This is a genomic window from Ruegeria sp. BHSA123 (assembly GCF_059613425.1).
On record NZ_JBXWSL010000015.1, the window covers coordinates 1 to 25,077 of the forward strand.

The window sequence follows — 25,077 nt, forward strand, 5'->3', positions numbered from 1 at the left end:
GTCCGGGGGCAGCGCCCCCGGCCTCTCCACCAAACGGAGACGCCGGTTATGTCCGACATGATGACCACACAGGCCGGAGACGCCGGTGCCTTCCGCAATTTCAACCTCTCCCGTGTACCCAGCCCTTGCTTTGTGGTCGACGAAAAAGCGGTTGAACGGAACCTGAAAATCCTCGCTGATGTCGGAACCCGTTCCGGCGCGCATGTTCTCAGCGCGCTCAAGGCGTTTTCAATGTTCTCACTGGCCCCGTTGGTGCGCCGACACCTTGTGGGCACCTGCGCCTCGGGTATCTATGAGGCCCGGCTGGGCCGCGAGGAATATGGCGGAGAGGTCGCCACCTTCTGCGCCGGGTACAAAGACGCGGATTTCGACGAAATCCTGTCGTTGTCCGATCACGTCATATTCAACTCCCCTGCCCAAAAGGATCGGTTTCTCGCCAAAGCCCAAGCCGCCAAAGTGCACGTTGGCCTGCGCATTAATCCGGAACATTCCGAAGGCGAGGTTCCGAAATACGATCCCTGCGCCCCGTGCTCGCGCCTTGGCACACCGGTCAGCCAACTGACCGCCGACACCCTGCGCGGTGTTGACGGGTTGCACATGCATACGCTTTGTGAACAAGGGTTTGCGCCTTTGCAGCGCACCTGGGACGCTGTCGAACCGAAGCTCAAACCGTACCTTGATCAGCTCAAGTGGCTGAACTTCGGCGGTGGCCACCACATCACCCGCGACGATTATGACCGCGACGGGCTGGTGGCCTTCATCCAAACCACCCGAGAAACTTACGGTATAGATGTCTATCTCGAACCCGGCGAGGCTGTGGCGCTGGACGCAGGTGTTCTGATCGGTGAAATCCTCGACCTGCCGACCAACGGCATGAACCTCGCGATCACCGATATTTCGGCCACATGCCACATGCCCGACGTGATCGAGGCCCCCTATCGCCCTGCCCTGATGGATGAGGCCGAAACAGGCCATACCTATCGCCTTGGCGGCCCGTCCTGCCTGGCGGGTGACGTTATTGGCGACTACACCTGGGACAAGCCGCTGGAGATCGGGCAACGTTTTGCCTTCCTCGATCAGGCGCACTACTCGATGGTCAAGACGAACACTTTCAATGGCGTCCCCCTGCCCACAATCGCCCTGTGGAACAGCGAAACGGACGAGCTGAAGATCATCCGGCAGTTCGGATATGACGACTTCAAGGACAGACTCTCATGAGCATTTTTCTCGACAGCGAATTGACCACATCCGAACGCACCGAAGATGCCCGCTTTCGCGTGATCCCGGTGCCTTTGGAGCGCACGGTCTCTTACGGTTCCGGCACGGCCAAAGGCCCCGAAGCGATTATCGAGGCCAGCAATGAACTGGAACGCATCACCGGTCACGCGGAGCCCTGTGTCGAAGGGATTTTCACCGAAGAACCGCTGAATTGTGACGGCCCGTTGCCCGAGGTGATGGAACGCCTTGCGCACCGCACCGAGGCTGCAATTCGGGCCGGAAAGGTGCCGGTCACTTTGGGCGGCGAGCATTCCCTCAGCTATGGCGCAGTGATAGGTGTAGCCCGTGCACTAAACCAACCCATCGGCATCGTCCAGATCGACGCCCATGCCGACCTGCGCAACGCCTATCAGGGCGAAAAACACTCTCACGCCTCAGTGATGCACCTGCTTGCCGAAGAAGGCGTGCGGCTGGCCCAGTTCGGTGTCCGCGCTTTTTCAACTGAAGAGGCCCAAAGCCGACTGAAAAACCACGTTTTTCACGTGGATGCCGAGGAACTGGTGACAGGTAACATCCATTCGGTTGACCTGCCTGCAGACTTCCCCGAGCTGGTCTATGTCAGCTTCGACGTTGATGGGTTGGATCCATCGCTGATGCCCGCCACCGGAACACCGGTGCCCGGTGGGTTGGGCTATTATCAGGCACTGCGACTGGTCGAACACGCGCTCAAGGGGCGCAGATGCGTGGGCTTCGACGTGGTTGAGCTGGCCCCGGACGGCAATGCCGCCTGGGACTTCACCACAGCTCAGATTGTCTATCGCCTGATGGCCGCCTGTTAATCTTCGGCAGTTTCGTTCAGCTCCATATGGCCTTCGCCCTTGCTCAGGATGCGGCGCAGCATGGGTTCAAAAAACTCCAGCGGTTTCGTCGGATAGTCTGGGTCAAACGCCTTCTGATCATATTCATGGCAGAAATAGCGACAGTCTTCCCAATGGGGGCTGTCGCGATACTTGTCGCGCGCGTCGCGGTCGCCGCCAAGGTGGTGGTTGTAGTAGTAACCCTGAAACACGCAATGGTGTTTGAGTATCCAATAGGTTTTCTCGCTGACATACGGCTTCATCATCGCCGCTGACAGCTCTCCATGGTTGTAGGGTGACAGAATATCGCCGGTATCGTGGATCAGAGCGGCGACCACCAACTCCTCATCCGCGCCATCCTCATAAGCCCGGGTCGCGGCCTGAAGGCTGTGCTGATACCGGTTGACCGGATAGGGTGTCCATTCCTCGTCCAACGACCGAATAGCGTCGAGGATGCGATCCGGCAGAGCCGCATTATACGCCTCTTCATAATCCATAACGGCGTCCCAGTCGGCCTTGGTGGCATTCTCAAAACTGGTCCAGGTCGGTTTGTGGCTTTTGTCCAGCATGGCTGATCCCTTGGCGTGTTTCCTGAAGTCGACAATATTACGAGTCGCAACTTCAAAAAAATAAATTGATTTCATCACAATGATCAAAAAATACTCTCGGTATGCGAACCAAAGCTTTGGAAACCTTTCTATGTGTGGCTGAAACGGGTGGTTTTCATGCCGCTGCCCGTAAGCTGAATGTGACTCAAACGGCCGTCAGCGCGCGCATTCATCTGATCGAAGAAGAAACCGGCAGACCACTGTTTACCCGCGGCGCCGGTGGTACAGCGCTGACCGAATTTGGCAGACAATTCAAACCGTATGCAGAACAAATATTGTCCCTTTGGGCCTTCGCGTCGCGCGACTTACCGTTGCAGACGCAAAACCGCCCGGCACTTCGGTTGGGTGGTCAGCTCAGCATCTGGGACCCTTTGCTTGTGGATCTGGCTGTTCGGTTCGAACAGCGCTTTGACAAACTGCTGCTGACACTGAATTACGATCACGATCTGAACATGGTTGAAGCTGTGGCGACCCATGTGCTGGACGTGGCGGTCACGCATGAAACGCCATCAGACCGACGCGTCACCTATCACGAACTGGAACCGGAGCTTCTAACCCTCGTCAGAACCCCGCAAGCAGCAACGGCAGAAAACGATTTGGTCTTCGTCAATCTTGAACTTGGAGAGATCTACCAGGATCACGTTAGATCGGCTGTGCGACGCGCCTCAGGGCAGACCTTGTTTCTTGGCAATTGCATGATGGCGCTACGATATGTCCTGCAAAGAGGCGGATGCGGCTACTTCCCCGACTACGTCATTTCGCAACATCTGGCTTCGGGTGCGCTCGAACGGGTCGAAGACAGTGTAAGCCTGCCGTTGCCGATGTGTTTGGTCGCCCGTGGCGATCGCGAAGAATTCGACGACATTCGTTGTTGTCTGGAAGAACTTCGAACCTGAAATCAAGCGGGTGTTGGGATGACCTCGGACCCGCGCGCACGTTTCCGCAAAAGCGGACGACCTGCGACAAGCAGAAAACAGCACGAGATCAACACACCCATAACGGCAGGAAGGTAAAGCAGTGCCCAAAGCTTCGGGTCATCGATCACAACCGGGGACACAAACCCGCGTACGCCTTCAAGCAGCACAAGAATGGTAAAGGCACCCAAAATCTGAGGCCACAATCCAAACCGTGAAAAGCTGCCCAGCATCAGGGTTGAATACCCCGCCAGCGACACGGCGATGCAAATGGCTATCCAGGAAAATCGCTGATGCAGTTCTTCGATCAACTTACCCTGGCTGAACCCCTCGGTTTCTGAAATCGTATCCCGGTTGAGGATCAAATCAGAGGTCGGAATGGCTTCGAGGCTGCGGTTTGCCAACGGGCTTGAGTTCGTCAGTTGCGAAATGTCGTATGATGCGTCCTGAAACAGGGTCGAGGAGAGAACTCTGCCCGCCTTGTTCAAGCGCAGCGCCACCCCGTCGACCATCACCAGATGAATTCCCGCGTCGTTATTGACCAGATAGGCCGTCACACTGGAATAGCTGACTGCGTTTTCCGGGTCGCGCCGATCGGATACGAACACCTCGTGCAACGTACCGTCCAAATCGATGCCACCGATGTAAACCGTAACATCTTCGGCGGGGTGCAGAAATTCGCCTTCATTCAACAACTGCGCTGTCACATCTCCTGCTACTTCGGCTTGCCGGTATTCCAGTTGTTGGACCGATGCAGGGCGCAGGAACACACTGATGGCAGCCATCATCAGACCGGTGATCACACCGAACAAAACAACGGCCCGCGCCAGTCGCCACGGGCTTGACCCGGTTGCCAGCATCACTGTCATCTCGCTTTCGCGACTCAATCTGTTAGTCGCATAGACGGCAGCCGCAAATACCGCCATCGGCATAACCGTACGAACAAGCGTTGGCAGGGTAAGCGCGGTGAATTCAAGAAACACCATAGCGGACTGGCCACCGCTGATGACTTTGTCAAACAGGCTGACAGAACGGGTGATCCAGAAGACACCCACCAGGACGAGGGTGAAGAAGCCGAATAAAACCAGCAATTGCCGCAGAAAATATCCATCAAAACGCGACATTTATCCTCATCCGGCTGATTGCGTCGTGGCCGGACAATAAGTCAATCGCCCACCCAAGGAAACCTCGATTACCGCCTCAGAACCGGCATCGGCGGCAACCTAGTTATTCGGACATAGGAAGGGCGCGCTCAACCACAAGCGCGCCCCGGCCACAGGAGGGAAAAACAAAACAGCGTCATGTACCGAACGTGAGCGCCAACTCGTAACAGTTGTAAGTAAAGCGGGATTCTAGTGATTGGTCTGTGATTTAGTTCACCTTTGAACCGGTCACATGAACACTCTTATGGACAAGAACCCCAGCAAAAAGTTAACGACACGTTAACGCCTTGTTTCCAGCCCATTCACTGTTCTACCCACATAATGATACCTGTCGGTTTTGGTGAATGTCCGTGACAGGACGATTGCAAATAACAGTATCAGTTGGCACAAGGGGTCCGATGGCAATGCATAAACCTTCGACATCAGAAGCCGCTGCACTGAATGCGCAATTACTGAAAAAGACCGACTCGGATTACGATGTCGCTATGTGGGCCGCGTGTGCATTGATGGCGCTCCACTCAGACAAACCAGCGGTGTTTCAAGAATATCAGAATATGTGGGCTGAAAAACTGGATGCGGTACGCCCGCACGAAAAAACAGGTGCCAACAAAAGATAACAACAGGTCACGATGGCCTCGCGCCATTGTAGCAGTGTTGTCGAAGCCAATGCTGCGACTAGTATTGATCCAAGCGCGAAATAGCTGAAGACAGGTATAGCGAACTCAAAGGCTGAAACCCGTTCATCCTTGGAAATCACAACTTAGTATTCGGACAATTTCAATGGCAGGGGCAGCAGGGTTCGAACCCGCGACCTACGGTTTTGGAGACCGTCGCTCTACCAACTGAGCTATACCCCTGTAGTGAGCCCCAGATATGCCAGCCGCGCGGCGGACTCAAGAGGCTTTTTCAGATTCCGATCCACGAAATGTCCGGACAAACAAGTTGCGCAAAATGCGTGGTGCGCTAAGACAAGGACCGGTTAGCAGAAGGAACCCGGCGTGAACCTCCGTAAGAAGATTGCAGACAGCGAAGCTGTGCTAAACTGGGTGGCGCGTCGGATTGCAAATTATATTCGGCTGGTACACCGCAACACACGTTGGCAGCGCATCGGCTATGAAGAACTGGACCAGTTGGCTGAACAGGGTGAGCCGGTCATCGTTGTTCTCTGGCATCAACGGCTGGCGCAGTCGCCTTATTTTTTCCCGCTGGACAAGGGGCGCATCTGTTCGATTACATCTTCTGCGCGGGCTGGCAGCATGGTGGGTCGCGTGCAAAAGTTGTTTGGAATGGACACCATTGCCATGGCCAGCAAGGCACGCCATGTCGCCCTGTCGCGACAGGTATTAGGCAAAATGAAACAGGGGATATCCATTGGCATAGCGGCGGACGGCCCCCGTGGGCCAGAGCGGGTTTTGTCGACGGTTCCGCTGGTTTGGGCGCGAACATCGGGTAAACGTGTTTTTGGTATTACCTTTTCGGCGAAACATGGGCGAGAAGCAGGAACATGGGATCATCTTTTGATGCCCCGCCCATGGGGTAACGAGGGGGTTTTTCTGTGCCGAGAATGGACAGAAACAGTTCCGCGGAAAGCCAGCGAAGACGAAATAGAAACGCTGCGTTTGAGTCTCGAACAACACATGAACGATATCACGGCCGAAGCAGACCGAATGGTCGGGCGCGAGCCTTGGTCGCCTGACGCTTAACCGCCCCTCAGCCTTTGCATCAAATAGACTTCACTGCCTTCGGGAATCGGTTCGGTCAGCCCGGTCGCGATCACGCGCCCGTCGACAGCGATAGATACGCCAGCGTCGATGGGTGCTTGAAGCTGCGGATACGCACGCACGAGCGCACGCAGCAACTCTCCGGTGGTTTTGGCCTCGACCTCAACCACCTGCTGGCCCCCGGTCAGTGACCGGAGGCCGGACCAGAGGTGAACCTCAACCATTGCCCTTGAGAGCGGCCAGAATGCGTGGCGGCGACATCGGCAGCCGCTTCATTCGCACGCCAGCCGCGTTGGACACAGCGTTGGCGATGGCGGCCAGTGGCGGCACGATACCCGTTTCGCCCACACCGCGAACTCCAAATGGGTGGCCCGGATTCGGAACCTCGACGATCACGGTGTCGATCATCGGCAGGTCGCTGGCCACCGGGATGCGGTAGTCGAGAAAGATCGAGTTCTGCAATCGACCGTCTTCGCCGTAGATATATTCCTCGTTCAGGGCCCAGCCGATACCTTGCGCGGCACCGCCCTGATACTGGCCTTCGACATAGGTCGGGTGGATCGCTTTGCCCGCGTCCTGAATGACCGTGTAGCGGGTCACACTGGTCTTACCGGTTTCCGGGTCAACCTCGGCATCGACGATGTGGGTGCCAAAGGACACGCCAGCACCTTCGGGGGTTGCCTCGAAATGGCCCGAGATCGGACCACCGGTTCGGCCCATATCAGCGGTGATATCGGCCAGCGGCATCGGATCGAAATCGCCTGCATTCGGGCCTGAGGGCACCGCACAGCCGTTTTCCCATTTCACCGCATCAACCGGGATGCCCCATTTGGCCGCAGCCCGTTCGCACAGTTTCTCGACCGCGTGCCTCGCAGCCTTGATAGTTGCCAGCCCTGACGCATAGGTCACGCGAGAGCCATGGCTTACGTCATTGTAGCCCAGTGTGGCCGTATCGGCGATGGTCACCCGGATATTCTCATACGGGATGCCCAGAACCTCGGCCGCCATCAGGGCCATCGATGCGCGCGAACCACCGATATCAGGCGTTCCGACCATCACCTGAGCCGAGCCATCCTCGGACAAGGCAAGCGACACGCTGGTCTCGCCACCATGGTTGAACCAGAAGCCACAGGAAATACCGCGCCCCTGCCCCGGCTTCAGCGGAGCCGAATAATGAGGATGCGCCTTGGCTGCTTCTAGCGTTTCGACAAGACCGATGCGCTCGTAGGTCGGTCCATAGCTGGCCTTCGTGCCCTCATGCGCGGCGTTTTTCAGGCGTACCTCAACGGGGTCGAGACCCAGCTTGTTGCACAACTCGTCAATCACCGACTCGACCGCAAAGGCACCCATCGGTGCACCCGGCGCGCGGTACGCTGCCTGCTTTGGGCGGTTGGCCATAACGTCATAGCCGATCTGCTTGACGTTGGTCAGGTTGTACGGCGCAAAGGCACACATGGCAGTCATGTCGCCCGGCGCGCCGGGAAAGGCTCCGCCCTGAAGGCGGAAGATGCCCTGAGCCGCCGAGATCGTGCCGTCTTTCTTCATGCCGATTTTGACGTCCATCGAGGCAGACGAAGTCGGACCAGTAGCCCGGAACACCTCGGACCGGGTCATCACAAGCTTGACCGGGCGATTGGCCTTACGGCTGAGCGCTAATGCGACGGGTTCGATGAAAACGGTTGTCTTACCGCCAAACCCTCCGCCGATCTCAGACGCAGTGACACGCAACTGCGAGGTTTCGATCCCCAGAAGCGCGGCACAGGTTTTCTGCGCAATCCAATGCCCCTGCGTCGTGCACCACAACTCACCCTTACCGTCATTACCCAATATGGCCAAACAAGCGTGCGGTTCGATATAACCCTGATGCGTCGCTTCGGTGACGAAACTGTCTTCGATGACCAGATCAGCTTCGGCAAATCCGGCCTCGACATCGCCGTGACCGCTTTCATGGTAGCGGACAACGTTCGGGTGCATTCCTTCCGGCACGGAATAATCCGCAGCTCCTTCGCGGATGACAGGCGCATCCGGTGCCATCGCCTTATCCACATCGGTGACGTGGGGCAGCACTTCGTACTCGACCTCGATCAGCTTGAGCGCGTCACGAGCCGCCAATGCCGAAGTCGCAGCAACCGCTGCAACCGCGTGCCCGTCATATAGCGCTTTCTCACCGGCCATAACGTTTTCCAGAACGTTATAGAATTCGCCTTCCAGACCGGGTTTGAACGGCACGTCAGCAAAGTCGGCACGCGTTACAACAGCTTTGACATCCTTATGCGCCTCGGCTTTCGACGCGTCGATCTTCACAATCCGCGCATGAGCATGAGGTGAGCGCAGGATCGCGCCATGCAGCATTCCCGGGGCGTAGGCATCCGCACCGAATTTGGCGCGACCTGTCACCTTGTCCAGACCGTCCGGGCGGTTGGGGCGGGTGCCGACAAAAGTGAAATCTGATTTACGATCGTCCAGAGCCATTACGACGCCTCCCGCATCTCAGCCGCCGTATCCATCACGGCGCGAATGATCTTGTCATATCCAGTACAACGGCAGAGGTTGCCTGCCAGCCAATACCGCGTTTCTTCCTCGGTCGGGTTCGGGTTTTTCTCCAGCAGAGACTTGGCCGCCACCAGAATGCCTGGCGTGCAGATGCCGCATTGCAGGGCGGCGTATTCGATCATCTTCTTTTGCAGCGGATGCAGAATATCACCGTCGGCAATGCCTTCGACGGTTTCGATCTGCTTACCCTCGGCCTCGACACCCAGCATCAGACATGAACAGACCAGACGGCCATCAACGGTGACCGAGCATGCGCCGCAATCGCCGGTGCCACACCCCTCTTTCGCGCCTGTCAGGTTCAACTTGTCACGCAGACAATCCAGCAGGGTTTCACGCGGATCACACAGGTATTCGACCGCATCGCCATTCACGGTGGTGGTTACGTGGAACTTTTTCATGCGTCTTCTCCCTTCGCGCGGGCATAAGCAATTTTTGCGGCGCGCTTGGCCAGAACGCCTGCGACCTCGGTACGGAACGCGATCGTGCCGCGCTTGTCGTCAATCGGGTTACAGGCGGCAGAGGCGGCGGCGGCCAGCGCTTCCAGGGCTGCATCATCCAGCGTGCTGCCGATAATGGCCTTGGCACAGTCTTCGACCAGCAGAACGGTCGGGGCCACAGCGCCCAGTGATACACGGGCCTCGGTGATGGTGTCGCCGTCAAGACGCAGGTTCACGCCAACGCCAACCACAGCGATGTCCATTTCGGTGCGGGGGATGAACCGCAGATAGGCATCGCCGCCGTTTTCTCCACGTGCCGGGATATTGACCGCCGAGATCAGCTCGCCTTTGGCCAGCGAGGTTTTGCCGGGGCCGGTCGGAATATGCTCGACCGCGACTTCGCGAGTACCGTCCGGACCGGTCACGGTGACGGTCACACTAGCTGCGACCATGGCGGGCACGGAATCAGCCGCAGGTGAGCCGTTACACAGGTTACCGGTCGGTGTTGCGCGCCCCTGCACCTGGGTTGATCCGATCAGGTCCATCGCCTCGACCACACCGGGCCAGTCACGACCCAACTCAGGATGCTCGCTCATTTCGGCACCGGTTGCGGCAATTCCCAACGTCCAGCTTCCATCAGCGTTGCGGGTGATGTCGTGTACACCGTTGATTTTCTTGATGTCGATCAGCGTATCAGGCGTCACCAACTCCGAGCGCAGCTGCACCAATACGTCAGTGCCGCCCGCCAGAAAGCGCGTGATGCCCGTCGCATTTGCGGCCAGAGCCGAAGCCTCGGCAAAGCTGGCGGGGCTGTGATAATCCATAATGCTACCTCGCACCTGTTGGTCAGGGATATCTGGGTTCCGGGCGACGTTAATTCACCACCCACCTGACGTCCATGGGCCGAGCGACCAAATTTCACCGTCCAAAGGTCGCTTTCTGACCATGCTTACAGATCGAGCTCGATCACACCATCCGGCGCCACAGCGCGGCTTTGGCACAGAATCATGGCCCCTTGGCGCTGCTTTTTGGACAGCACGAAATCCCGATGCTCGACCTCGCCCGAAAGGACACCACATTTGCACACACCACAGATACCATCGGCACATTTCACATCCACGTGGAAACCCGCCTCGTTCAGAACCTGCGCGGCATCCTTGTCTGCGGGCACCGGCAGCGTTCTACCAGAACGCGCGAGTTTCAGGGTAAATGGGTGATTTTCGTATTCCGGGGTTTCCGGGACAGAGAAATATTCAAGATGTCGGGCCTCTTCGGGGAAACCCTGATGTTCGGCCGCCTGCATGACGCCATCCATGAACCGATCAGGCCCGCACGTATAGACGTGCCATCCCTGCTGATACCCCGAAAGGATCGCATCCAGATCAGCGCGCGTGCCTTCATCCGAGAAATGGTAGTGGACGCGGTTCGCCCAGGGCATCCCCGCCAGATCATCCAGATACCCCGCACCGCCCCGCGTCCTGGCCGAGTAGTGCAACTCGAAATCCATGCCCAATGCATGCAGGCGATGAGCAAATGCGATCATCGGAGTGATACCGATACCACCCCCCATCAAAATGGTTCTGGACGCCTCTTCGTCCAGTTCGAAATGGTTGATCGGTTTCGATATGAAAACCTTGCGCCCTACGTTGAAAATTCGGTGCAGCAATGCCGAGCCACCCCGCCCTTCATCCTCGCGCAGAACACCGATCTGATAGGTTCCCCGTTCTGACGGGTCGCCGGACATGGAGTATTGTCGCAGGAACTCTGGCGCGACAAGCACATCCAGATGCGCGCCTGCGGACCATTCCGGAAGCGGCGCACCGTCAAGGGAGGCAAATTCATACTTGGTGACGTCAGCGGTCATCTTGTCGACCTTAGTCACAGCGACCCTCATCACCGGCGCATCACCTGCGACCTGATAGCGATGAATGATCGACATATCCCCCGCAGCTTTGCGCGCCTTGTACTCTTTGGCTGTCACCAAAGCCTCATAGGCGGCAATTCCTGCCTCGCGATCCATTGCAAACGGATAGGGCCAAGGGTGCGGGGCCAAATAGGCCGGGTAGACCGCCAATGTCTGATCCTCGTATCTAAGGTCCAGATCCTTTTGCAGATCGCGCCGGTTCAAAGGGTGTGTTGTTGGCCGATACGCCCCGTCGGGCTGCAACTCGATATCCCACCACCATTTCTTGGTGTCGTTCAGACCGCCATTGCCAACCGCATCATCCAGCTTGGCCAATGCAGGCGCCGCAGAGGGGATGTTCATCGCGGCCCAGCGGAACGGGCGTTCCTTGAAGATACCCTCAAGGTTCCAGGGGCAGGTCTTCATGCACCGCCCGCACATCGCGCCGCCCGGAGTGGTCACGCGGTAGGTCGCGCATTTCTGGCTGTCGGATTTCCAGATTTCATAGCCGTTGAACATCAGCTTTGGCCCGGCCGTGATCGCGCCCGATGGGCATTCGCGCGCGCATTTGTTGCAAGACTCACAAAAGCTTTGCAGACCGAAATCAATGGGCCTGTCATGCGCGATCGGCATATCGGTGGTCACCACGCCTGATTTCAGGCGGGGCCCCAGATAGGGGTTCAGGATCACTTCGCCGATCCGGCTGACTTCGCCCAGACCGGACAACAACAAAAGCGGAGGTTGCAGAACTTCGCCATCCATCACCGTGTGCGCCTTGGCCTTGTAGCCCAGATTGCGGATCTGCTGTGCAATCACGCCGCCCAGCAAGGAGAATCTCAGATAGGCGCGCATCGATTGGGCGACGCTGATCCAGTCGTCGCCGCTGGCACCCGCCATAGTCTCATATCCCTGATCGATGATCATGCTGACGGCCTGATCATGGGGCGGTACGATTTCTTCGCCGGTCGCGTCATGGGAATACCAGGCCCATTCCGGGCAGCGGCTGAGACCCACCGCATCGACCCCCAGAAAATAAGTCGCAGCCTTGATGTTTGCTGCGTTGCGTTGCGCGTCAGATTGCTTGGACGCGTCAGCGCTTTCACCGTCCTGCAACAGCACAAACGCACCCAAAGCGCGGCGTTGGGCAAAACTCGGTGCTGCCTTGCGTACGTAGTACCCACCTTTGGCCGCGTCCTGTAGCGGCTTGCCCATATCTCCGAACTGCGCCCGGGCAAACATATCCGCACGCTTGGGCACGCGAGCGACATTCTCTTCGTCAATAAAGGTCGTAGGTGTCTCGACCCGTTTGAGTTTCTCAAACGGATGTGCCCCGTCCACATAGCGCCGCTTGGCATAGGGGTCACGGTTGAGGGCGTTCTTGGCAAAGCCCGTTCCCAACCACCATGCCGGCCCCTGCGTCCGGAACCAGGGCTGATCGGCCATAGGCTTGAGCGGTTTGTCATGGGCGATCGGCATCTCAGTCGTCACAGCGGCCAAACAAAAGCGCTTGCCCAGCCAGGGCACGACGACCTCGCCATTCTCGACCGAAGCCAGCCCAGCGGCAACCGCCAGCTTGCCCAAATCAATGTCGGTCGACATCATGCTGTGCGCCCGCGCGTCAAAGCCCAATAGGCGGATGTAATTGGCGATGACCACCGCGTTCTCGGTCGCCAGCAGACAGGCACGATGATCCTGGGCGTCGACAATCCAATCAGCTCCGGGTTCGGACAGGTCGGGGTCGCGGTTGTGTTCGTAAAGAAAGACAATGCTGTGCCGATGGCTGTCGATTGGCTTGGGCGCGGCCTCCATACTGTCTTTCAGATCAGCCATGATGACGTCGATCCCGGATGCCAGCGTTTTGGTCTGACGGGTGCGCAAAGCGTGGGCAAGCCGGTCAATATCGGGATTGCGGCGGGCCTCGGGCAACAGCGCATCAGATGGCAGCGGTCCGCACCCCATCATCGACGCATCGTTGAAATAGCCGAATGCTTTAATGTGGTTGGCCCGTTCCTGCGGGTTCGATGGAATCTCCGAGGCAACCGGGTTCACCATTCCGTCGCGGATGGCGTCCATCATCGCCTGAAACTCACCCATCGCATTGACGATGCTGTCAGGGTGTTCCGGTCGGCGGAAACTCAGCTCGGCCAAAGGGAGCACAAGCGACAGATCCGGCATGTCATTTTGCCGTGCCAAACGCTCCAGCGGGTAACCGCCCATATGAACGGGCCGGTTTCTGTCCGAGAATAAACGGATCCCCATCGAATATCTCCTGTTGATTCCCGTCCCGTACCCCTCCTTGGACAGCAAAACCATTCATGATTAATCATAAATAGTATGAGCAAAATTGATTTCACTGACCTTGATGGCAAGGTTCTACGCATTTTTTTGACGATACTCGAGGAAAGCTCGGTCTCGAAAGCCGCAGATCGGCTGGGGGTTACGCAATCTGCGATCAGCCATACACTGGCCAAACTGCGGCAGGTTCTGGGCGACCCGCTCTTTGTTCGTTCAGGTCAGGGTCTAACGCCTACCGAACGCGCCCTGTCCCTGAAGGAGCCTGCGCAAAAGGTACTGGACGGGATGCGCGCGCTGACCGACGGCCGACCGTTCGATCCGTTGTCGGAACAGATCAACATCCGCATCGCCTCCAATGACATGCCACGCGAGCTGATCTTTCCACAGCTGCTGCGTGACACCCGCGCCGAAGGCGTGCGCCTGCGGTTGGAATTCATCCCATCGGGTGTGCCCGATCCCGAGTTGTTGCGCAGCGACCGGTGCCAGTTGATGCTAACCCCGCTGCCGCCCGACGGACCGGATATTTTCCAGAAAAGACTGATCGAAAGCCCGCTGATGGTGTTCTACGACGCCACGCAACGCCGACCACCGGGCAGCTGGCAGGACTATTGCCACAGCGACCATGTCGAGGTGCGATTTGCCGATGGCCGAAACGCCCGTGCCGTGATGCGCGGCGTTGATCAAAGCCAGATCAATCCTGCGGTTGTAACCCTGCCGCATTTCAACGCGATCCCGGCCTTTGTGCAGGGCAGCGACCTGATCTCGACAGATACGGCACTGATGAAACAGGGCCCACTTGCCGCGCTGGATTGCGCACCGTTACCTTTCGCCTGCCCGCCTGTGTCCATCTATATGGTCTGGCATCAAAGATCGACCAATGACCCCGCCCATCGCTGGTTACGCGGCCGGATAGAAGCCATCGCAGCGTCCCTTCAGACCTGAGACAGCCGTCAGCTGCGCATGACCCGGGCCAGGTTCGGCTGCGGGACACGGTCACGAGTACTCAACAAAACTGATTGGTCAAACCGCAAATCATTCGCCATCCTGAAACCAAATGAAAACGGAGACGTCAGATGGAGAAAGTAGCACTTATCACCGCAGGCGGCAGCGGCATGGGCGCAGATTCCGCTCGGCGGCTGGCCGCGGACGGTTTCAAGGTCGGGATATTGTCATCCTCGGGCAAGGGCGAAGCGCTGGCGCATAAGTTGGGAGGCGTCGGTGTAACCGGCTCGAACCAGTCCACGGTGGATCTGCAAAAGCTTGTTGATACGGCCATGGCCCATTGGGGGCGCATTGACGTCTTGGTCAATTCCGCCGGCCACGGCCCCCGTGCTCCGATCCTTGAGTTGACGGACGAGGATTGGCACACCGGTATGGACGTCTACTTTATGAATGCGGTCCGCCCCACGCGGCTTGTGACACCGATCATGCAGGCGCAGGGCGGTGGATCGATCATCAATATCTCGACCTTCGCTGCATTCGAACCTGACCCGGTTTTCCCGACCTCAGGTGTGTTTCGCGCCGGGCTGGCCGCGTTCACCAAACTGTTCTCGGACAAATACGCTGCCGAAAACATCCGCATGAACAACATCCTGCCCGGTTTCATTGACAGCCTGCCCGAAAAAGAAGAATTCCGCGCTCGCATTCCCATGGGGCGCTATGGGCGCAGTTATGACGAGGTCGCCTCGGTCGTGGCCCTGCTGGCATCCGAAGGCGGTGGCTACATCACCGGGCAGAATATCCGGGTTGATGGTGGCATTACCCGCTCGGTCTGAATTCAGATCCGCGCCTTTATCAGATGCGTCAGCGCCGCGCCGGATTCAAAAAAGGCGCGGCGCACGCGCGTCCAGCTTTCGCGATGCTCATGCACCGCAGGAACGGGCAAAAGCGAAAGCTCACCTGCAAGAAGACTTTCGGCCATCATTCGCCCGAACACCGTGCCAGGGCCGATACCACGGCCGGAATATCCGTGCGCGGCCAGAGCGTTGGGGCCAATCTGCGTGATTTTCGGGATATGGTCCGAGGTCATGGCAATCCGCCCGTGCCAACCCTGTTCAAACGGCTGATCGGCAAGCTGAGGATAAAGCTCAGCCAGTTTGCGTCGGACCCATCCGGTATGCGCGCTGCGTCCTGCATTCCCCAGATCACCCATGCCGCCAATGATCATCCGCCCCGCCTGATCCAGCCGGAAGGACGTCATGATCAGCCCGGTATCCCAGCATCCTTCTGCCTGCGGCAGAATGCTGGCGCGCAGATTATGCGACAGCGGGGCCGTAGCGTATTGAAAGTAATAAACGGGAACATAGGCAGGCGCAGTATCTGGCAAGCCAAGGTGATAGGCGTTGGTTGCCTGAATGACGGACTTGGCCCTTACAGTCCCGCTCGGTGTGGTCAACACCCATTGCCCACCTTCGTGCCGAAGGGTCTGCACCGCGCTTTGTTCATGGATCTGCACCCCGGCCTGAGACGCGGCACGCGCCAATCCCATGACATAAGCCAAGGGTTGTATTGTTCCTGCGCGAGGGTCGAACAACGCCCCATGAAAAGCATCGCTGCCGGTCCGGTCACGGGCCTGATCCGCCGACAGCAGCGCTACCGGCGCGCCAGACCCGCTTAGCTGCGCATGTCGCGTTTGCAGGTCCTTCAGGCCCGAGGCGGAATGCGCGCAATGCAGGGTTCCGTTGCGAATGGGCTCACATGTGATGCCGTGTTCTTCGATCAGGGAAAAAACGTCTGACGGTGCTTTGCCCAGCAGATCGATCAGGCGATCACCAGCCTCTGCACCGATATGCGCGCGGATCTCATCCGGTGGCAGCCACAGCCCGGCATTGACCAGACCGACATTGCGCCCTGACCCGCCAAACCCGATCTTCTGCGCTTCAAGCAAACAGACCGAAGCGCCGGTACGGGCTGCCGTCAAGGCAGCTGAACACCCGGTATATCCGCCACCTATAATGGCCAGATCGACAGTTTTGTCACTGCTCAGCGGCAGAGCAGTGACTGCTTCGGTACATGTAGTCCGCCACAAGGCTTGTTCGGGATCGTTCACGTCAGACCTCTGAGTCTTTTCGGCGGATCATCATACCGCTGCACGTCCTTTGCAAGTGGGCAACTGTGGTCGGGTCAACAACGAAAAAACCCCGCAAGCACGGGCCTGCGAGGTCCAACAGAAGCGAGCATTCCGTCAGGAATGATGACATCAGGCAAGAGGCCGCCCGGATACCTTCAAACGTCAAGCGACCGTGCGATCACCTCTTTCATGACCTCGTTGGTGCCGCCGTAAATCATCTGCACGCGGGCGTCTGCGTAGAGACGGGCAATTGGGTACTCCATCATAAAACCGTATCCGCCGAACAGTTGCAGGCACTCGTGCATGATTTCGTTCTGCACCTCCGAGCCCCAGTATTTGGCCATCGAGGCGGTGGCCGCGTCCAGTTCGCCTGCCTCCAGTTTGCCGATACAGTCATTGACGAAACTGCGCAGAACCTCGGCCTTGGTCTTGCATTCTGCAAGTTTGAAACGCGTGTTCTGGAAATCCATCACCCGCTGACCGAACGCTTTGCGCTCCTGCACGTACTTTACCGTTTCGGCAATGGCAAAATCGATCGAACCCAGCGCCATGATCGCGATATTCAGCCGTTCCCATGGCAGTTGCTTCATCAGCTGATAAAACCCCTGACCTTCCTCAGCCCCCAGCAGGTTCGTCATCGGTACTTTGACATCTTCAAAAAACAGCTCGGCCGTGTCGTTGCCCTTCATCCCCAGTTTTTTGAGGTTGCGCCCCCTGCGAAACCCCTCGGCCCCTTCGGTTTCGACCACGATCAATGACACACCCCGCGCGCCCTCGGACTTGTCAGTCTTGGCGGCCACGATGATCAGATCCGCCGTCTGGCCATTCGTGATGAAGATTTTCGAGCCATTCAGCCGGTAGGAGTTTCCGTCTTTCTCGGCCGTTGTGCGCACAGCCTGAACATCCGAGCCGGTGCTGGGTTCCGTCATGGCAAGTGCACCGACCATTTCGCCCGAAGCCAGTTTGGGCAGCCATTTCCGTTTTTGATCTTCGCTGCCATAAGCGGTAAGATAATGGGTCACGATCGACTGAATACCATAGCCCCAGCCGGCGTCGCCCCGTGCGCCCTGTTCGTACGCGGTGATGGCGTCAAAGCCCATACCACCGCCGACGCCGCCATATTCTTCGGGGATTGCACCAGCCATCAGGCCGGTTTCACCCGCTTTGCGCCAGAAGTCGCGATCAACGGCCCCGTTTTCAACCCAGGTTTCGATATTCGGCGACAGTTCGTCATCCATGAACCGGCCAGCCATATCCGCGAACATGCGGTGTTCGTCGGTGACCCATGCCGCGGTCGAAGTGAAAAGTGACATCAAAGGCTCTCCAAACAGTCTTTCGCAAAAGCCTAACGGTCGGCCCGATTCCCGCCAATCCACGTGACGTGGCGTTCCGACTTCGAACAACGCAACGTTTCTTTGCTAAGTAACTAAAAGAACCTGCTTGTTTTTAAGGAAATTAACTCAGCGCCAATGCCAGCAATTGCTGTGCTGCATCCCTGGCGTCTTCCGCAGGATCACAATTCTTGAGCAAAACCGCGGACACGATTGCCCCTTCCTGCAACAACACGATCTGGCTGGCGAGTTTCTGAGGATCACGCGCACTAGCCTGTTCAGCGACGGACGTGAAATGCTCCAGCAACAGCTGCTTATGTTCGGCAGCCTGCACATGGATCGGATGATCTGTATCCTGATATTCAGCCCCGGCCTTGATGAACATGCAGCCCCGGAACCCATCCTCCTCGAACCATTCCTTCAAGGCATCAAAACTAGCGATGAGTTGCTCGGCCGGTGTTTCTGCCATCTCTTCGATGCGCCGATAGAACCACTCGCGAAAATTCTCATCCCGCAGGCGCAGAGCGGCTACGATCAGGTCTTCCTTGGTGCGGAAATGTTTGTACATCGACGTTTTCGACACGCCCGTTTCCGCCACCAGCTTATCCATGCCGGTCGCGTGAAACCCGTCGCGGTAAAAAACCTTCAGGGCTTTGCTGACAAGTTCATCCCGTTTGTTTGGACGCATGATTCGGCTCCATGGTGTACCGTTCTGTACATATTACCCCGAAACATGAAGTACAACCGACCTAACACAAATCATTGTTTTCATTAGGATTCATTGCTCGCCTTGAAACGCGCGGAAAATTTTCTGCTTTTCCCCTTGCAAAAGTTAACAGATCGGTACACCTTATTAGAAAGTTAACCGATCAGTACACCAGAGGATTTGACCGATGAAACGTCGCGCCAGCATATTCCCCCCTCAGTACGTTCCATTTCTTTTGACACTGGCCATCCTTGCCGCCTCTCTGACCTGAAAGCCCCCTGCACCATGTCCCGCCCCCCACTTCCCCCCTTCACGTTCGAAACTGCCACACAAAAAGTACGCATGGCCGAAAACGCCTGGAACAGCCGCGATCCCGACCGCGTCACCCCCGCATACACAGATGACAGTCAGTGGCGTAACCGGGCGGAATTTCTGTCAGGACATGGCGAAATTCACGCCTTCCTAAGCCGTAAATGGCACAAGGAGCTGGACTATCGACTGATCAAGGAACTCTGGGCCTTTACCGGTAATCGCATCGCCGTTCGTTACGCTTACGAGTGGCACGACGATAGCGGTCAGTGGTTCCGGTCTTATGGCAACGAGAATTGGGAATTTGCCGAAGACGGGCGCATGTCGCATCGGCATGCCTCGCTGAACGATCACCCCATAGCCGAAAGCGACCGCTTGTTCCATTGGCCATTGGGTGAACGCCCCGATGACCATCTCGGGCTTTCTGATCTGGGTCTTTGAAAGGACATACCGTGCCGCGTGCGTTTTCCGAACTGACCTTCACCCCTACCGTCCGTGCCCATCAGGAGCGGATGGGATCGGCAAAAACCTATGCCAAATTCATTGAAAGTGGCCCGCAACAGGGCCATTTGATCGGCGAGCCGGAAAAACAGTTCATTCAGGCGCGCGACGGGTTTTATCAATCCTCGGTGTCTGAAACAGGCTGGCCTTATGTGCAGTATCGCGGCGGGCCGGTCGGGTTTCTGAAAGTACTGGGGCCGCAAACCATCGGATATGCCGATTTTTCGGGTAACAAACAGTATATCTCGCGCGGGAATCTGGACGGCAACGATCGGGTCGCGTTGATCCTGATGGATTACGCCAATCAACGTCGTTTAAAGATCCTGGGGCGTGTCGAATTCACGGAGGGTCAAGCCGCCGCTGCCAGCTTGTATCCAGAAGAGGCCGAAGCCCCTGCAGAGCGGGCGGTGATCATACGTGTTGAGGCGCTTGACTGGAACTGCCCGCGCCACATCACGCCGCGTTTCACCGAAGCCGAACTGCGACCGCATCTGAACAGTTTGGGCCAGCAACTCGCGCAGTTGCAGGCTGAAAATGAAAGGCTGAAACAAGAGCTGTCAAAGCTCTCGTGACGCGTAAGACACCACAGATTTTATTGAGTATAAACAGGGAATAAGCCAATGGTTCGTTCGGTCTTTCAGCTTTCTGCGGCGTGCCTTGCCGGAGCGGCCCTGATCCTTATGATAATGATGTTTGGTTTTTTTGCTTCGCCTAGCGCCGTCCGAACATCACCACCTTCTGTGTTCAGCACCATCCTGTTCAACCATTTGCAGCAATAGCAATGCCGCGCGTTCAACCGCGACTGGTCTGAACCATCGCTTCGATACCGGCTGCACAAAAATCGATCAGGCGTTCCACTTCTGACACCCTGCCGCCTTGCGACAGGGCCCCGACCCGCCAGCCACTGTTGAGATGCGCCAGCATTGCCGAAACGGAATAGACCTGGCCGCTGGCCAGCAGCGCAGGGTCAACATCTGGATAAAGAGCAGCGATTTCGTCGATAAAAAGCCGGGCGGTCGGATCGAAACACTCTGCCGCGATTTCGCGCCAGCGGGGATCGACCGAGACATGCGCCACAAGGCGCCCATAGGCCATCCATCCCGAACCGCCTGTTTCTGCCAATTCCACATAAGGCCGGATAAAGCTGTCCAAAATGCTGCGCAGTGTCAGTGGACCCGCCCCTTTGGCCCTGTTCAGCGCATCGGTTCTGATCTGTGCCAGCTTGCCAGCACGACGTGCTATGGCGCGAAAAAACAGCTCCTCCTTGCCGCCGCCATGGTGATGAACAAGGCCAACCTGAACGCCTGCAAGCGCAGCGATATCGCGGATCGACGCACCTTCGAATCCGCGTTCAGCAAAGACTGTTTCGGCGGCATCCATGATCCGCGCTTTGGTTTCCAAAGACCGCTTGGACGGTGCCCTTTGTCTTGGTTTTTCTACGTTTTTCAGCGTCATGAATTTCATCTTGCCTTATTTTGGTCGTTCGTTCAATTTAAACCTCACGAACTTTGGGAGGGTTCATGACAGAAACGCGCGACGAATTCGCCCTGATCGGGGCGGGACCAATGGGTTTGGCCGCGGCCAAGGTGCTGAAAGAACAGGGGATCGCATTCCAGGGGTTTGAGTTGCATTCGGATGTTGGCGGTCTGTGGGATATCGATGCCCCAAGATCAACCATGTACGAGTCGGCGCACCTGATCTCTTCCAAACGCATGACCGAATTTGCGGATTTCCCCATGGATGACGCAGTCGCCGAGTACCCCTCGCACCGGGCGATGCGCGACTATTTCCGCGCATTTGCGGATCGTTTCGGGTTGCGTGAGAATTACAAATTCCATGCAGAAGTCACTCAGGTCTCTCCGCTGGGCAATCCGGGTGACGGTTGGCGCGTGTGCTGGCGGGATCAGGATGGCGACCATCAGGCCGAATATGCCGGCGTACTCATTGCGAACGGCACCCTGTCGGAACCGAATGTACCCAGCTTTCCGGGTACGTTTGACGGCGAGTTGATCCATGCCTCACAATACCGGTACCCCAGTCAGTTCGACGGCAAGCGTATGTTGGTCGTGGGCGCAGGTAATTCCGGCTGTGACATCGCAGTGGACGCGATCCATCACGCGAAACGCTGCGATCTGTCGATGCGGCGCGGGTACTATTTCGTCCCGAAATACGTCTTTGGCAAACCCGCTGACACAATGGGCGGAAAGATCCGTCTGCCGATGTGGCTGAAGCGTAAGGTCGACAGCCTGATCCTTGGCTGGTTTGTCGGCGATCCGCAGAAGTACGGCTTTCCCAAACCGGATTACAGGCTGTACGAAAGCCACCCCGTGGTGAATTCGCTGGTTCTGTATCACGCAGGCCATGGCGATCTGAGAATCCGCCCGGACATTAAACGGCTGGAAGGCCACACCGTGCATTTCAAGGACGGCTCCTGCGACGACTATGACATGATCCTCGCCGCGACCGGATACAAACTGCACTACCCGTTTATCGACAAGGACCTGCTGAACTGGCAAGGCGATGCCCCGCATCTGTATCTGAACACGATACATCCCGAACGGGACGATCTGTTCGTGCTGGGCATGGTCGAGGCCACAGGTCTGGGCTGGCAGGGCAGGCACGAGCAAGCCGAGATGGTGGCGCGCTACATCAAGGGGCTTCGACACGGCTGCCCCGTGGCAGCCGATCTGCAAGCAGAAAAGCAAAAAGACTATACGCGCGCCACCGGAGGCATGAACTATATCGACCTGCCCCGCATGGCCTATTACGTGGACAAGAATACGTACAGAAAGGCTGTCACCGGCTGGATCGACCGGCTGCGGAAGGCCATCGCATGAGTGGCATTGACCAGATCACACTGAATTTCAGTCCGGCGTCTCTGACGCTGTTGAATGCCATTCTGGCAATCGTGATGTTCTCGATCGCCATCGACCTGACGCCTCGGGATTTTGACCGTTTAAGGCGCGCGCCCAAACCAGTGGTTGTCGGATTGATTTCACAACTCGTCGTCCTGCCTGCGCTGACCTTTGTGATGGTGTGGATTACCGCACCGCAACCTTCAGTTGCGCTTGGCCTGATCCTTGCCGCGGCCTGCCCAGGGGGCAATATCTCGAACTTCATCACCCACCGCGCGGGCGGGAATGCAGCGCTTTCGGTGTCGATGACAGCCTTCGCCACCATCGGTGCAATCTTTATGACACCATTCAACATTGCGCTTTGGGGCGGGCTTTACCCACCGACCCGCGCAATCCTGCAACAGACCCAGATCGACCCAATGCAGATCGCAATCCTGGTCGGTTTGATGCTGATCCTGCCGCTGGTTCTGGGAATTACGCTGAATCAACGCCTCGCCGCCTTGACGGCACGGTTGCGCACACCGCTGCAACTTCTGTCGATGGGTATCTTTGCTGGGTTTATCGTACTTGCTCTGGCTGCCAACTGGGGGTTTTTCCTTGGGTTTGCCGAGGCTGTTGCCGGGCTTGTAATCCTTCACAATGCCCTGGCGCTGGGGGGCGGTTGGGTTGTGGCCACTCTGACCGGGCTGTCCCCCTTTGACCGCCGCGCCATCACCATTGAGACCGGAATTCAGAACTCTGGACTTGGGCTTGTCCTAATCTTTGCATTTTTCAACGGTCTTGGCGGCATGGCCGTGGTCGCCGCATTCTGGGGAGTGTGGCACGCTATCTCGGGCCTGGCTTTGGCGTCGGTCATGGCACGAACCGAGGCCGCACGATGACCCGCATCCTGATTACCGGTGCTGCCGGGATGGTCGGGCAAACGCTGTTGCCCGAACTTGTGGGGAACGAGGTTTTTGCAACCGATCTGAAACGCCCGGTTAACCTGCCGCAAGACGCCTCATTTTTGTCCATGGATGTTACAAGCGACGCTCCTGCACGTGTGATAGCCAAGGTGAATCCGGATGTGATTGTGCATTTGGCTTCTGTCGTGACGCCGCCGCCGAAGATGGGGCGCGCCGCAGTCTATGCTGTCGATGTCGAAGGCACGCGCAATGTGGTGAATGCCGCCATCGCAAACGGGGTGCGCAGATTGGTCGTCACATCTTCCGGTGCCGCTTATGGCTATCATGCAGACAATCCTGTAGCGTTGCGCGAAGACGACCCATTGCGCGGCAACCCCGAGTTTCCTTATTCAGATCACAAGCGTCAGGTCGAAGAGATTTTGGCCGAAGCCCGCAGCGCCGCCCCCGATCTTGAGCAGGTTGTTCTGCGCGTGGGCACGGTTCTGGGGGCTGGAACCGAAAACCAGATCACCGCCCTGTTTCTCAAGCCACGTTTGCTGGCGGTATCCGGCAGCGAAAGCCCGTTTGTCTTTATCTGGACCCGGGATCTGGCACGCATCCTTCAGCGTGCAGCAACCGACGGGCCAACCGGGATTTACAACGTCGCCGGTGACGGCACGATGGGCGTGACCGACTTGGCCCGCGCCATGGGAAAACCGGTTCTGCGCCTGCCCGCATGGGTGTTGAAAGCGGCCCTAGCCGTGGCGCGCCCACTGGGTTTATCTCGCTATGGGCCGGAACAGGTACGGTTCCTTCAATATCGGCCAGTTCTGGACAACTCCGCCCTGAAATCTGAATTCGGTTATGTGCCCGAAAAAACCAGCGCCGAGGTTTTTGCGCTCTGGCAACAGCAGGCCGGGTTATGAAAACCGCGGTCATCTCCGGCGGTGCGGGCGGTTTGGGACAGGCTCTAAGCCGCGCATTGCAAGCCCGTGGGTGGCGGGTGGTGCTGTTGGATCTTGATGTGTCCGGTCTCCAAACAGAACCGAACCAACTGCCAATTACCTGTGATCTGACAGACCCCGAACAGCTTGCCAACGCAATTCAAAGGGCGATCACGTCAAGCGACAGCATTGATCTGGTCATCTACAACGCCGGGGTTACGCAAATTCGGGGGTTTGACCAGTCTGACACGGCCAGTCACCGTGCACTGTTCGATATCAACTATTTTGCAGCCGTTGAGATGGCTCGTGCATTCTTGCAGCCTCTCCGCGTGTCAAAGGGAACGCATCTGGCTATCTCGTCGGTGGCTGGTTTCGCTCCGCTTTGCCATCGCACGGCTTATGCAGCCTCGAAACACGCGCTTGAGGGTTTTTTCAAATCGCTTCGATCCGAAGAAAAGCCACATGGTGTTCAGGTTCAGATTGCAGCGCCGTCTTTTGTGGCCACCAACCCTGACAACGCAATGGAGCAACCCGACGGAACCGCGCGCCCCGGATCGGCCAAGGACGGAATGGACGAAATGAGCCCCGAGAGCGCCGCCGTGGCGATCCTGCGCGGACTGGACAAATCGCAGCCCATGATCCCGGTCGGACGCGTTGCACACATGTCGTGGTGGCTCAACCGTCTGTCACCACGCCTGTATCAGCGCTTAATGGAGCGTAACATGCGCGGGCCGGGATCGTAGAATTTTGCCGCGACCCCCTTGACCTTCCTGTCACTGGAACCCCCATCTGGAGGGCAGAAACCACG

24 protein-coding genes and 1 tRNA gene are annotated in these 25,077 nt (G+C 57.6%); 13 read left to right on the forward strand and 12 right to left on the reverse strand.

Annotated features, from left to right (window positions below; genetic code table 11):
* Positions 1-48 precede the first annotated feature (48 nt).
* Positions 49-1,218 (forward strand): carboxynorspermidine decarboxylase, encoded by a 1,170-nt coding sequence (gene nspC / locus AC2FNC_RS10205; RefSeq protein WP_496715232.1) that lies wholly within the window; start codon positions 49-51, stop codon positions 1,216-1,218.
* Entirely contained in the window at positions 1,215-2,057 is an 843-nt protein-coding gene (gene speB / locus AC2FNC_RS10210) for an agmatinase (protein WP_480519037.1), read from the forward strand. Before nspC ends, speB begins: the two co-directional genes overlap by 4 nt.
* On the opposite strand, the gene AC2FNC_RS10215 is transcribed toward speB, so the two are convergent.
* Positions 2,054-2,644, reverse strand: coding sequence for an HD domain-containing protein (locus AC2FNC_RS10215; protein WP_496715233.1), 591 nt, complete (start codon positions 2,642-2,644; stop codon positions 2,054-2,056). The two genes, speB and AC2FNC_RS10215, sit on opposite strands and share 4 nt — an antisense overlap.
* A 101-nt stretch (positions 2,645-2,745) precedes the next feature.
* Here AC2FNC_RS10215 and AC2FNC_RS10220 point away from each other — a divergent pair, with 101 nt between their 5' ends.
* The gene (locus tag AC2FNC_RS10220; protein ID WP_496715235.1) at positions 2,746-3,579 is read left to right on the forward strand and encodes a LysR family transcriptional regulator; all 834 of its coding nucleotides are present in this window, start codon (positions 2,746-2,748) and stop codon (positions 3,577-3,579) included.
* A 2-nt stretch (positions 3,580-3,581) separates the two neighbouring features.
* On the opposite strand, the gene lptF is transcribed toward AC2FNC_RS10220, so the two are convergent.
* A complete protein-coding gene (lptF, locus tag AC2FNC_RS10225; RefSeq protein ID WP_496715237.1) occupies positions 3,582-4,721 on the reverse strand; it encodes an LPS export ABC transporter permease LptF in 1,140 nt (379 codons plus the stop codon).
* Between the two features lie 443 nt (positions 4,722-5,164).
* Here lptF and AC2FNC_RS10230 point away from each other — a divergent pair, with 443 nt between their 5' ends.
* Positions 5,165-5,377: a hypothetical protein gene (locus tag AC2FNC_RS10230; RefSeq protein WP_480493678.1), complete on the forward strand. Its 213-nt coding sequence runs from the start codon at positions 5,165-5,167 to the stop codon at positions 5,375-5,377.
* 164 nt (positions 5,378-5,541) lie between these two features.
* Here the strand turns inward: AC2FNC_RS10230 and AC2FNC_RS10235 are convergent.
* A tRNA-Trp gene (locus AC2FNC_RS10235) sits at positions 5,542-5,617 on the reverse strand.
* A 141-nt stretch (positions 5,618-5,758) separates the two neighbouring features.
* Here AC2FNC_RS10235 and AC2FNC_RS10240 point away from each other — a divergent pair.
* Entirely contained in the window at positions 5,759-6,463 is a 705-nt protein-coding gene (locus AC2FNC_RS10240; RefSeq protein WP_480475628.1) for a lysophospholipid acyltransferase family protein, read from the forward strand.
* Here AC2FNC_RS10240 and AC2FNC_RS10245 read toward each other — a convergent pair.
* The 5 genes from AC2FNC_RS10245 to AC2FNC_RS10265 all read right to left on the reverse strand — a co-directional run bounded on the left by AC2FNC_RS10245 (position 6,460) and on the right by AC2FNC_RS10265 (position 13,633).
* Positions 6,460-6,705 carry a MoaD/ThiS family protein gene (locus AC2FNC_RS10245; RefSeq protein ID WP_480519045.1) on the reverse strand — a complete coding sequence of 82 codons (246 nt, stop codon included), beginning with the start codon at positions 6,703-6,705 and terminating at the stop codon, positions 6,460-6,462. The genes AC2FNC_RS10240 and AC2FNC_RS10245 overlap by 4 nt on opposite strands.
* Positions 6,698-8,953: a xanthine dehydrogenase family protein molybdopterin-binding subunit gene (locus tag AC2FNC_RS10250; protein ID WP_480519047.1), complete on the reverse strand. Its 2,256-nt coding sequence runs from the start codon at positions 8,951-8,953 to the stop codon at positions 6,698-6,700. Before AC2FNC_RS10250 ends, AC2FNC_RS10245 begins: the two co-directional genes overlap by 8 nt.
* Entirely contained in the window at positions 8,953-9,432 is a 480-nt protein-coding gene (locus tag AC2FNC_RS10255; protein WP_209504694.1) for a (2Fe-2S)-binding protein, read from the reverse strand. The genes AC2FNC_RS10250 and AC2FNC_RS10255 overlap by 1 nt, the downstream gene beginning before the upstream one ends.
* On the reverse strand, positions 9,429-10,295 hold the full coding sequence (locus AC2FNC_RS10260) for an FAD binding domain-containing protein (protein ID WP_480493673.1): 867 nt from the start codon (positions 10,293-10,295) through the stop codon (positions 9,429-9,431). The genes AC2FNC_RS10255 and AC2FNC_RS10260 overlap by 4 nt, the downstream gene beginning before the upstream one ends.
* 125 nt (positions 10,296-10,420) lie before the next feature.
* Entirely contained in the window at positions 10,421-13,633 is a 3,213-nt protein-coding gene (locus tag AC2FNC_RS10265) for a reductive dehalogenase (RefSeq protein WP_496715241.1), read from the reverse strand.
* A 75-nt stretch (positions 13,634-13,708) separates the two neighbouring features.
* On the opposite strand from AC2FNC_RS10265, the gene AC2FNC_RS10270 reads away from it, so the two are divergent.
* Together AC2FNC_RS10270 and AC2FNC_RS10275 are read left to right on the forward strand one after the other, a co-directional pair.
* Positions 13,709-14,611, forward strand: coding sequence for a LysR family transcriptional regulator (locus AC2FNC_RS10270; protein ID WP_496715243.1), 903 nt, complete (start codon positions 13,709-13,711; stop codon positions 14,609-14,611).
* A 131-nt stretch (positions 14,612-14,742) separates the two neighbouring features.
* Positions 14,743-15,444 (forward strand): SDR family oxidoreductase, encoded by a 702-nt coding sequence (locus AC2FNC_RS10275; RefSeq protein ID WP_496715245.1) that lies wholly within the window; start codon positions 14,743-14,745, stop codon positions 15,442-15,444.
* A gap of 2 nt (positions 15,445-15,446) precedes the next feature.
* Here AC2FNC_RS10275 and AC2FNC_RS10280 read toward each other — a convergent pair whose 3' ends face one another.
* The 3 genes from AC2FNC_RS10280 to AC2FNC_RS10290 form a co-directional block, all read right to left on the reverse strand.
* On the reverse strand, positions 15,447-16,718 hold the full coding sequence (locus tag AC2FNC_RS10280) for an NAD(P)/FAD-dependent oxidoreductase (protein ID WP_480519053.1): 1,272 nt from the start codon (positions 16,716-16,718) through the stop codon (positions 15,447-15,449).
* Between the two features lie 176 nt (positions 16,719-16,894).
* Entirely contained in the window at positions 16,895-18,052 is a 1,158-nt protein-coding gene (locus tag AC2FNC_RS10285) for an acyl-CoA dehydrogenase family protein (protein ID WP_480482138.1), read from the reverse strand.
* 142 nt (positions 18,053-18,194) lie between these two features.
* Complete coding sequence (locus tag AC2FNC_RS10290) at positions 18,195-18,758, reverse strand: TetR/AcrR family transcriptional regulator (RefSeq protein WP_480493663.1); 564 nt, start codon at positions 18,756-18,758, stop codon at positions 18,195-18,197.
* Between the two features lie 303 nt (positions 18,759-19,061).
* Here AC2FNC_RS10290 and AC2FNC_RS10295 point away from each other — a divergent pair, with 303 nt between their 5' ends.
* The gene (locus tag AC2FNC_RS10295) at positions 19,062-19,526 is read left to right on the forward strand and encodes a nuclear transport factor 2 family protein (RefSeq protein WP_480475610.1); all 465 of its coding nucleotides are present in this window, start codon (positions 19,062-19,064) and stop codon (positions 19,524-19,526) included.
* Between the two features lie 11 nt (positions 19,527-19,537).
* A complete protein-coding gene (locus tag AC2FNC_RS10300; protein WP_480475608.1) occupies positions 19,538-20,158 on the forward strand; it encodes a pyridoxamine 5'-phosphate oxidase family protein in 621 nt (206 codons plus the stop codon).
* Between the two features lie 220 nt (positions 20,159-20,378).
* On the opposite strand, the gene AC2FNC_RS10305 is transcribed toward AC2FNC_RS10300, so the two are convergent.
* A complete protein-coding gene (locus tag AC2FNC_RS10305; RefSeq protein WP_480622158.1) occupies positions 20,379-21,041 on the reverse strand; it encodes a TetR/AcrR family transcriptional regulator in 663 nt (220 codons plus the stop codon).
* Positions 21,042-21,106: 65 nt separating this feature from the next.
* On the opposite strand from AC2FNC_RS10305, the gene AC2FNC_RS10310 reads away from it, so the two are divergent.
* The 4 genes from AC2FNC_RS10310 to AC2FNC_RS10325 are packed head-to-tail and all read left to right on the forward strand — an operon-like array spanning position 21,107 to position 25,012.
* The gene (locus AC2FNC_RS10310) at positions 21,107-22,423 is read left to right on the forward strand and encodes a flavin-containing monooxygenase (RefSeq protein ID WP_496715249.1); all 1,317 of its coding nucleotides are present in this window, start codon (positions 21,107-21,109) and stop codon (positions 22,421-22,423) included.
* Complete coding sequence (locus AC2FNC_RS10315) at positions 22,420-23,322, forward strand: bile acid:sodium symporter family protein (RefSeq protein ID WP_496715251.1); 903 nt, start codon at positions 22,420-22,422, stop codon at positions 23,320-23,322. The genes AC2FNC_RS10310 and AC2FNC_RS10315 overlap by 4 nt, the downstream gene beginning before the upstream one ends.
* Positions 23,319-24,251 (forward strand): SDR family oxidoreductase, encoded by a 933-nt coding sequence (locus AC2FNC_RS10320; protein WP_496715253.1) that lies wholly within the window; start codon positions 23,319-23,321, stop codon positions 24,249-24,251. The genes AC2FNC_RS10315 and AC2FNC_RS10320 overlap by 4 nt, the downstream gene beginning before the upstream one ends.
* Positions 24,248-25,012, forward strand: coding sequence for an SDR family NAD(P)-dependent oxidoreductase (locus tag AC2FNC_RS10325; protein ID WP_480475597.1), 765 nt, complete (start codon positions 24,248-24,250; stop codon positions 25,010-25,012). Before AC2FNC_RS10320 ends, AC2FNC_RS10325 begins: the two co-directional genes overlap by 4 nt.
* Positions 25,013-25,077: the final 65 nt, after the last annotated feature.

What these genes read in the sequence shown, in the direction of transcription:
- AC2FNC_RS10290 (WP_480493663.1), bottom strand. Translation starts at nt 18,758, where the DNA reads ATGCGTCCAAACAAACGGGATGAACTTGTCAGCAAAGCCCTGAAGGTT.
- AC2FNC_RS10325 (WP_480475597.1), top strand. Translation starts at nt 24,248, where the DNA reads ATGAAAACCGCGGTCATCTCCGGCGGTGCGGGCGGTTTGGGACAGGCT.
- AC2FNC_RS10320 (WP_496715253.1), top strand. Translation starts at nt 23,319, where the DNA reads ATGACCCGCATCCTGATTACCGGTGCTGCCGGGATGGTCGGGCAAACG.
- AC2FNC_RS10310 (WP_496715249.1), top strand. Translation starts at nt 21,107, where the DNA reads ATGACAGAAACGCGCGACGAATTCGCCCTGATCGGGGCGGGACCAATG.
- AC2FNC_RS10260 (WP_480493673.1), bottom strand. Translation starts at nt 10,295, where the DNA reads ATGGATTATCACAGCCCCGCCAGCTTTGCCGAGGCTTCGGCTCTGGCC.
- AC2FNC_RS10315 (WP_496715251.1), top strand. Translation starts at nt 22,420, where the DNA reads ATGAGTGGCATTGACCAGATCACACTGAATTTCAGTCCGGCGTCTCTG.
- AC2FNC_RS10230 (WP_480493678.1), top strand. Translation starts at nt 5,165, where the DNA reads ATGCATAAACCTTCGACATCAGAAGCCGCTGCACTGAATGCGCAATTA.
- AC2FNC_RS10215 (WP_496715233.1), bottom strand. Translation starts at nt 2,644, where the DNA reads ATGCTGGACAAAAGCCACAAACCGACCTGGACCAGTTTTGAGAATGCC.
- speB (WP_480519037.1), top strand. Translation starts at nt 1,215, where the DNA reads ATGAGCATTTTTCTCGACAGCGAATTGACCACATCCGAACGCACCGAA.
- AC2FNC_RS10270 (WP_496715243.1), top strand. Translation starts at nt 13,709, where the DNA reads ATGAGCAAAATTGATTTCACTGACCTTGATGGCAAGGTTCTACGCATT.
- AC2FNC_RS10250 (WP_480519047.1), bottom strand. Translation starts at nt 8,953, where the DNA reads ATGGCTCTGGACGATCGTAAATCAGATTTCACTTTTGTCGGCACCCGC.
- AC2FNC_RS10275 (WP_496715245.1), top strand. Translation starts at nt 14,743, where the DNA reads ATGGAGAAAGTAGCACTTATCACCGCAGGCGGCAGCGGCATGGGCGCA.
- AC2FNC_RS10265 (WP_496715241.1), bottom strand. Translation starts at nt 13,633, where the DNA reads ATGGGGATCCGTTTATTCTCGGACAGAAACCGGCCCGTTCATATGGGC.
- AC2FNC_RS10220 (WP_496715235.1), top strand. Translation starts at nt 2,746, where the DNA reads ATGCGAACCAAAGCTTTGGAAACCTTTCTATGTGTGGCTGAAACGGGT.
- nspC (WP_496715232.1), top strand. Translation starts at nt 49, where the DNA reads ATGTCCGACATGATGACCACACAGGCCGGAGACGCCGGTGCCTTCCGC.
- AC2FNC_RS10255 (WP_209504694.1), bottom strand. Translation starts at nt 9,432, where the DNA reads ATGAAAAAGTTCCACGTAACCACCACCGTGAATGGCGATGCGGTCGAA.
- AC2FNC_RS10305 (WP_480622158.1), bottom strand. Translation starts at nt 21,041, where the DNA reads ATGACGCTGAAAAACGTAGAAAAACCAAGACAAAGGGCACCGTCCAAG.
- lptF (WP_496715237.1), bottom strand. Translation starts at nt 4,721, where the DNA reads ATGTCGCGTTTTGATGGATATTTTCTGCGGCAATTGCTGGTTTTATTC.
- AC2FNC_RS10295 (WP_480475610.1), top strand. Translation starts at nt 19,062, where the DNA reads ATGTCCCGCCCCCCACTTCCCCCCTTCACGTTCGAAACTGCCACACAA.
- AC2FNC_RS10245 (WP_480519045.1), bottom strand. Translation starts at nt 6,705, where the DNA reads ATGGTTGAGGTTCACCTCTGGTCCGGCCTCCGGTCACTGACCGGGGGC.
- AC2FNC_RS10285 (WP_480482138.1), bottom strand. Translation starts at nt 18,052, where the DNA reads ATGTCACTTTTCACTTCGACCGCGGCATGGGTCACCGACGAACACCGC.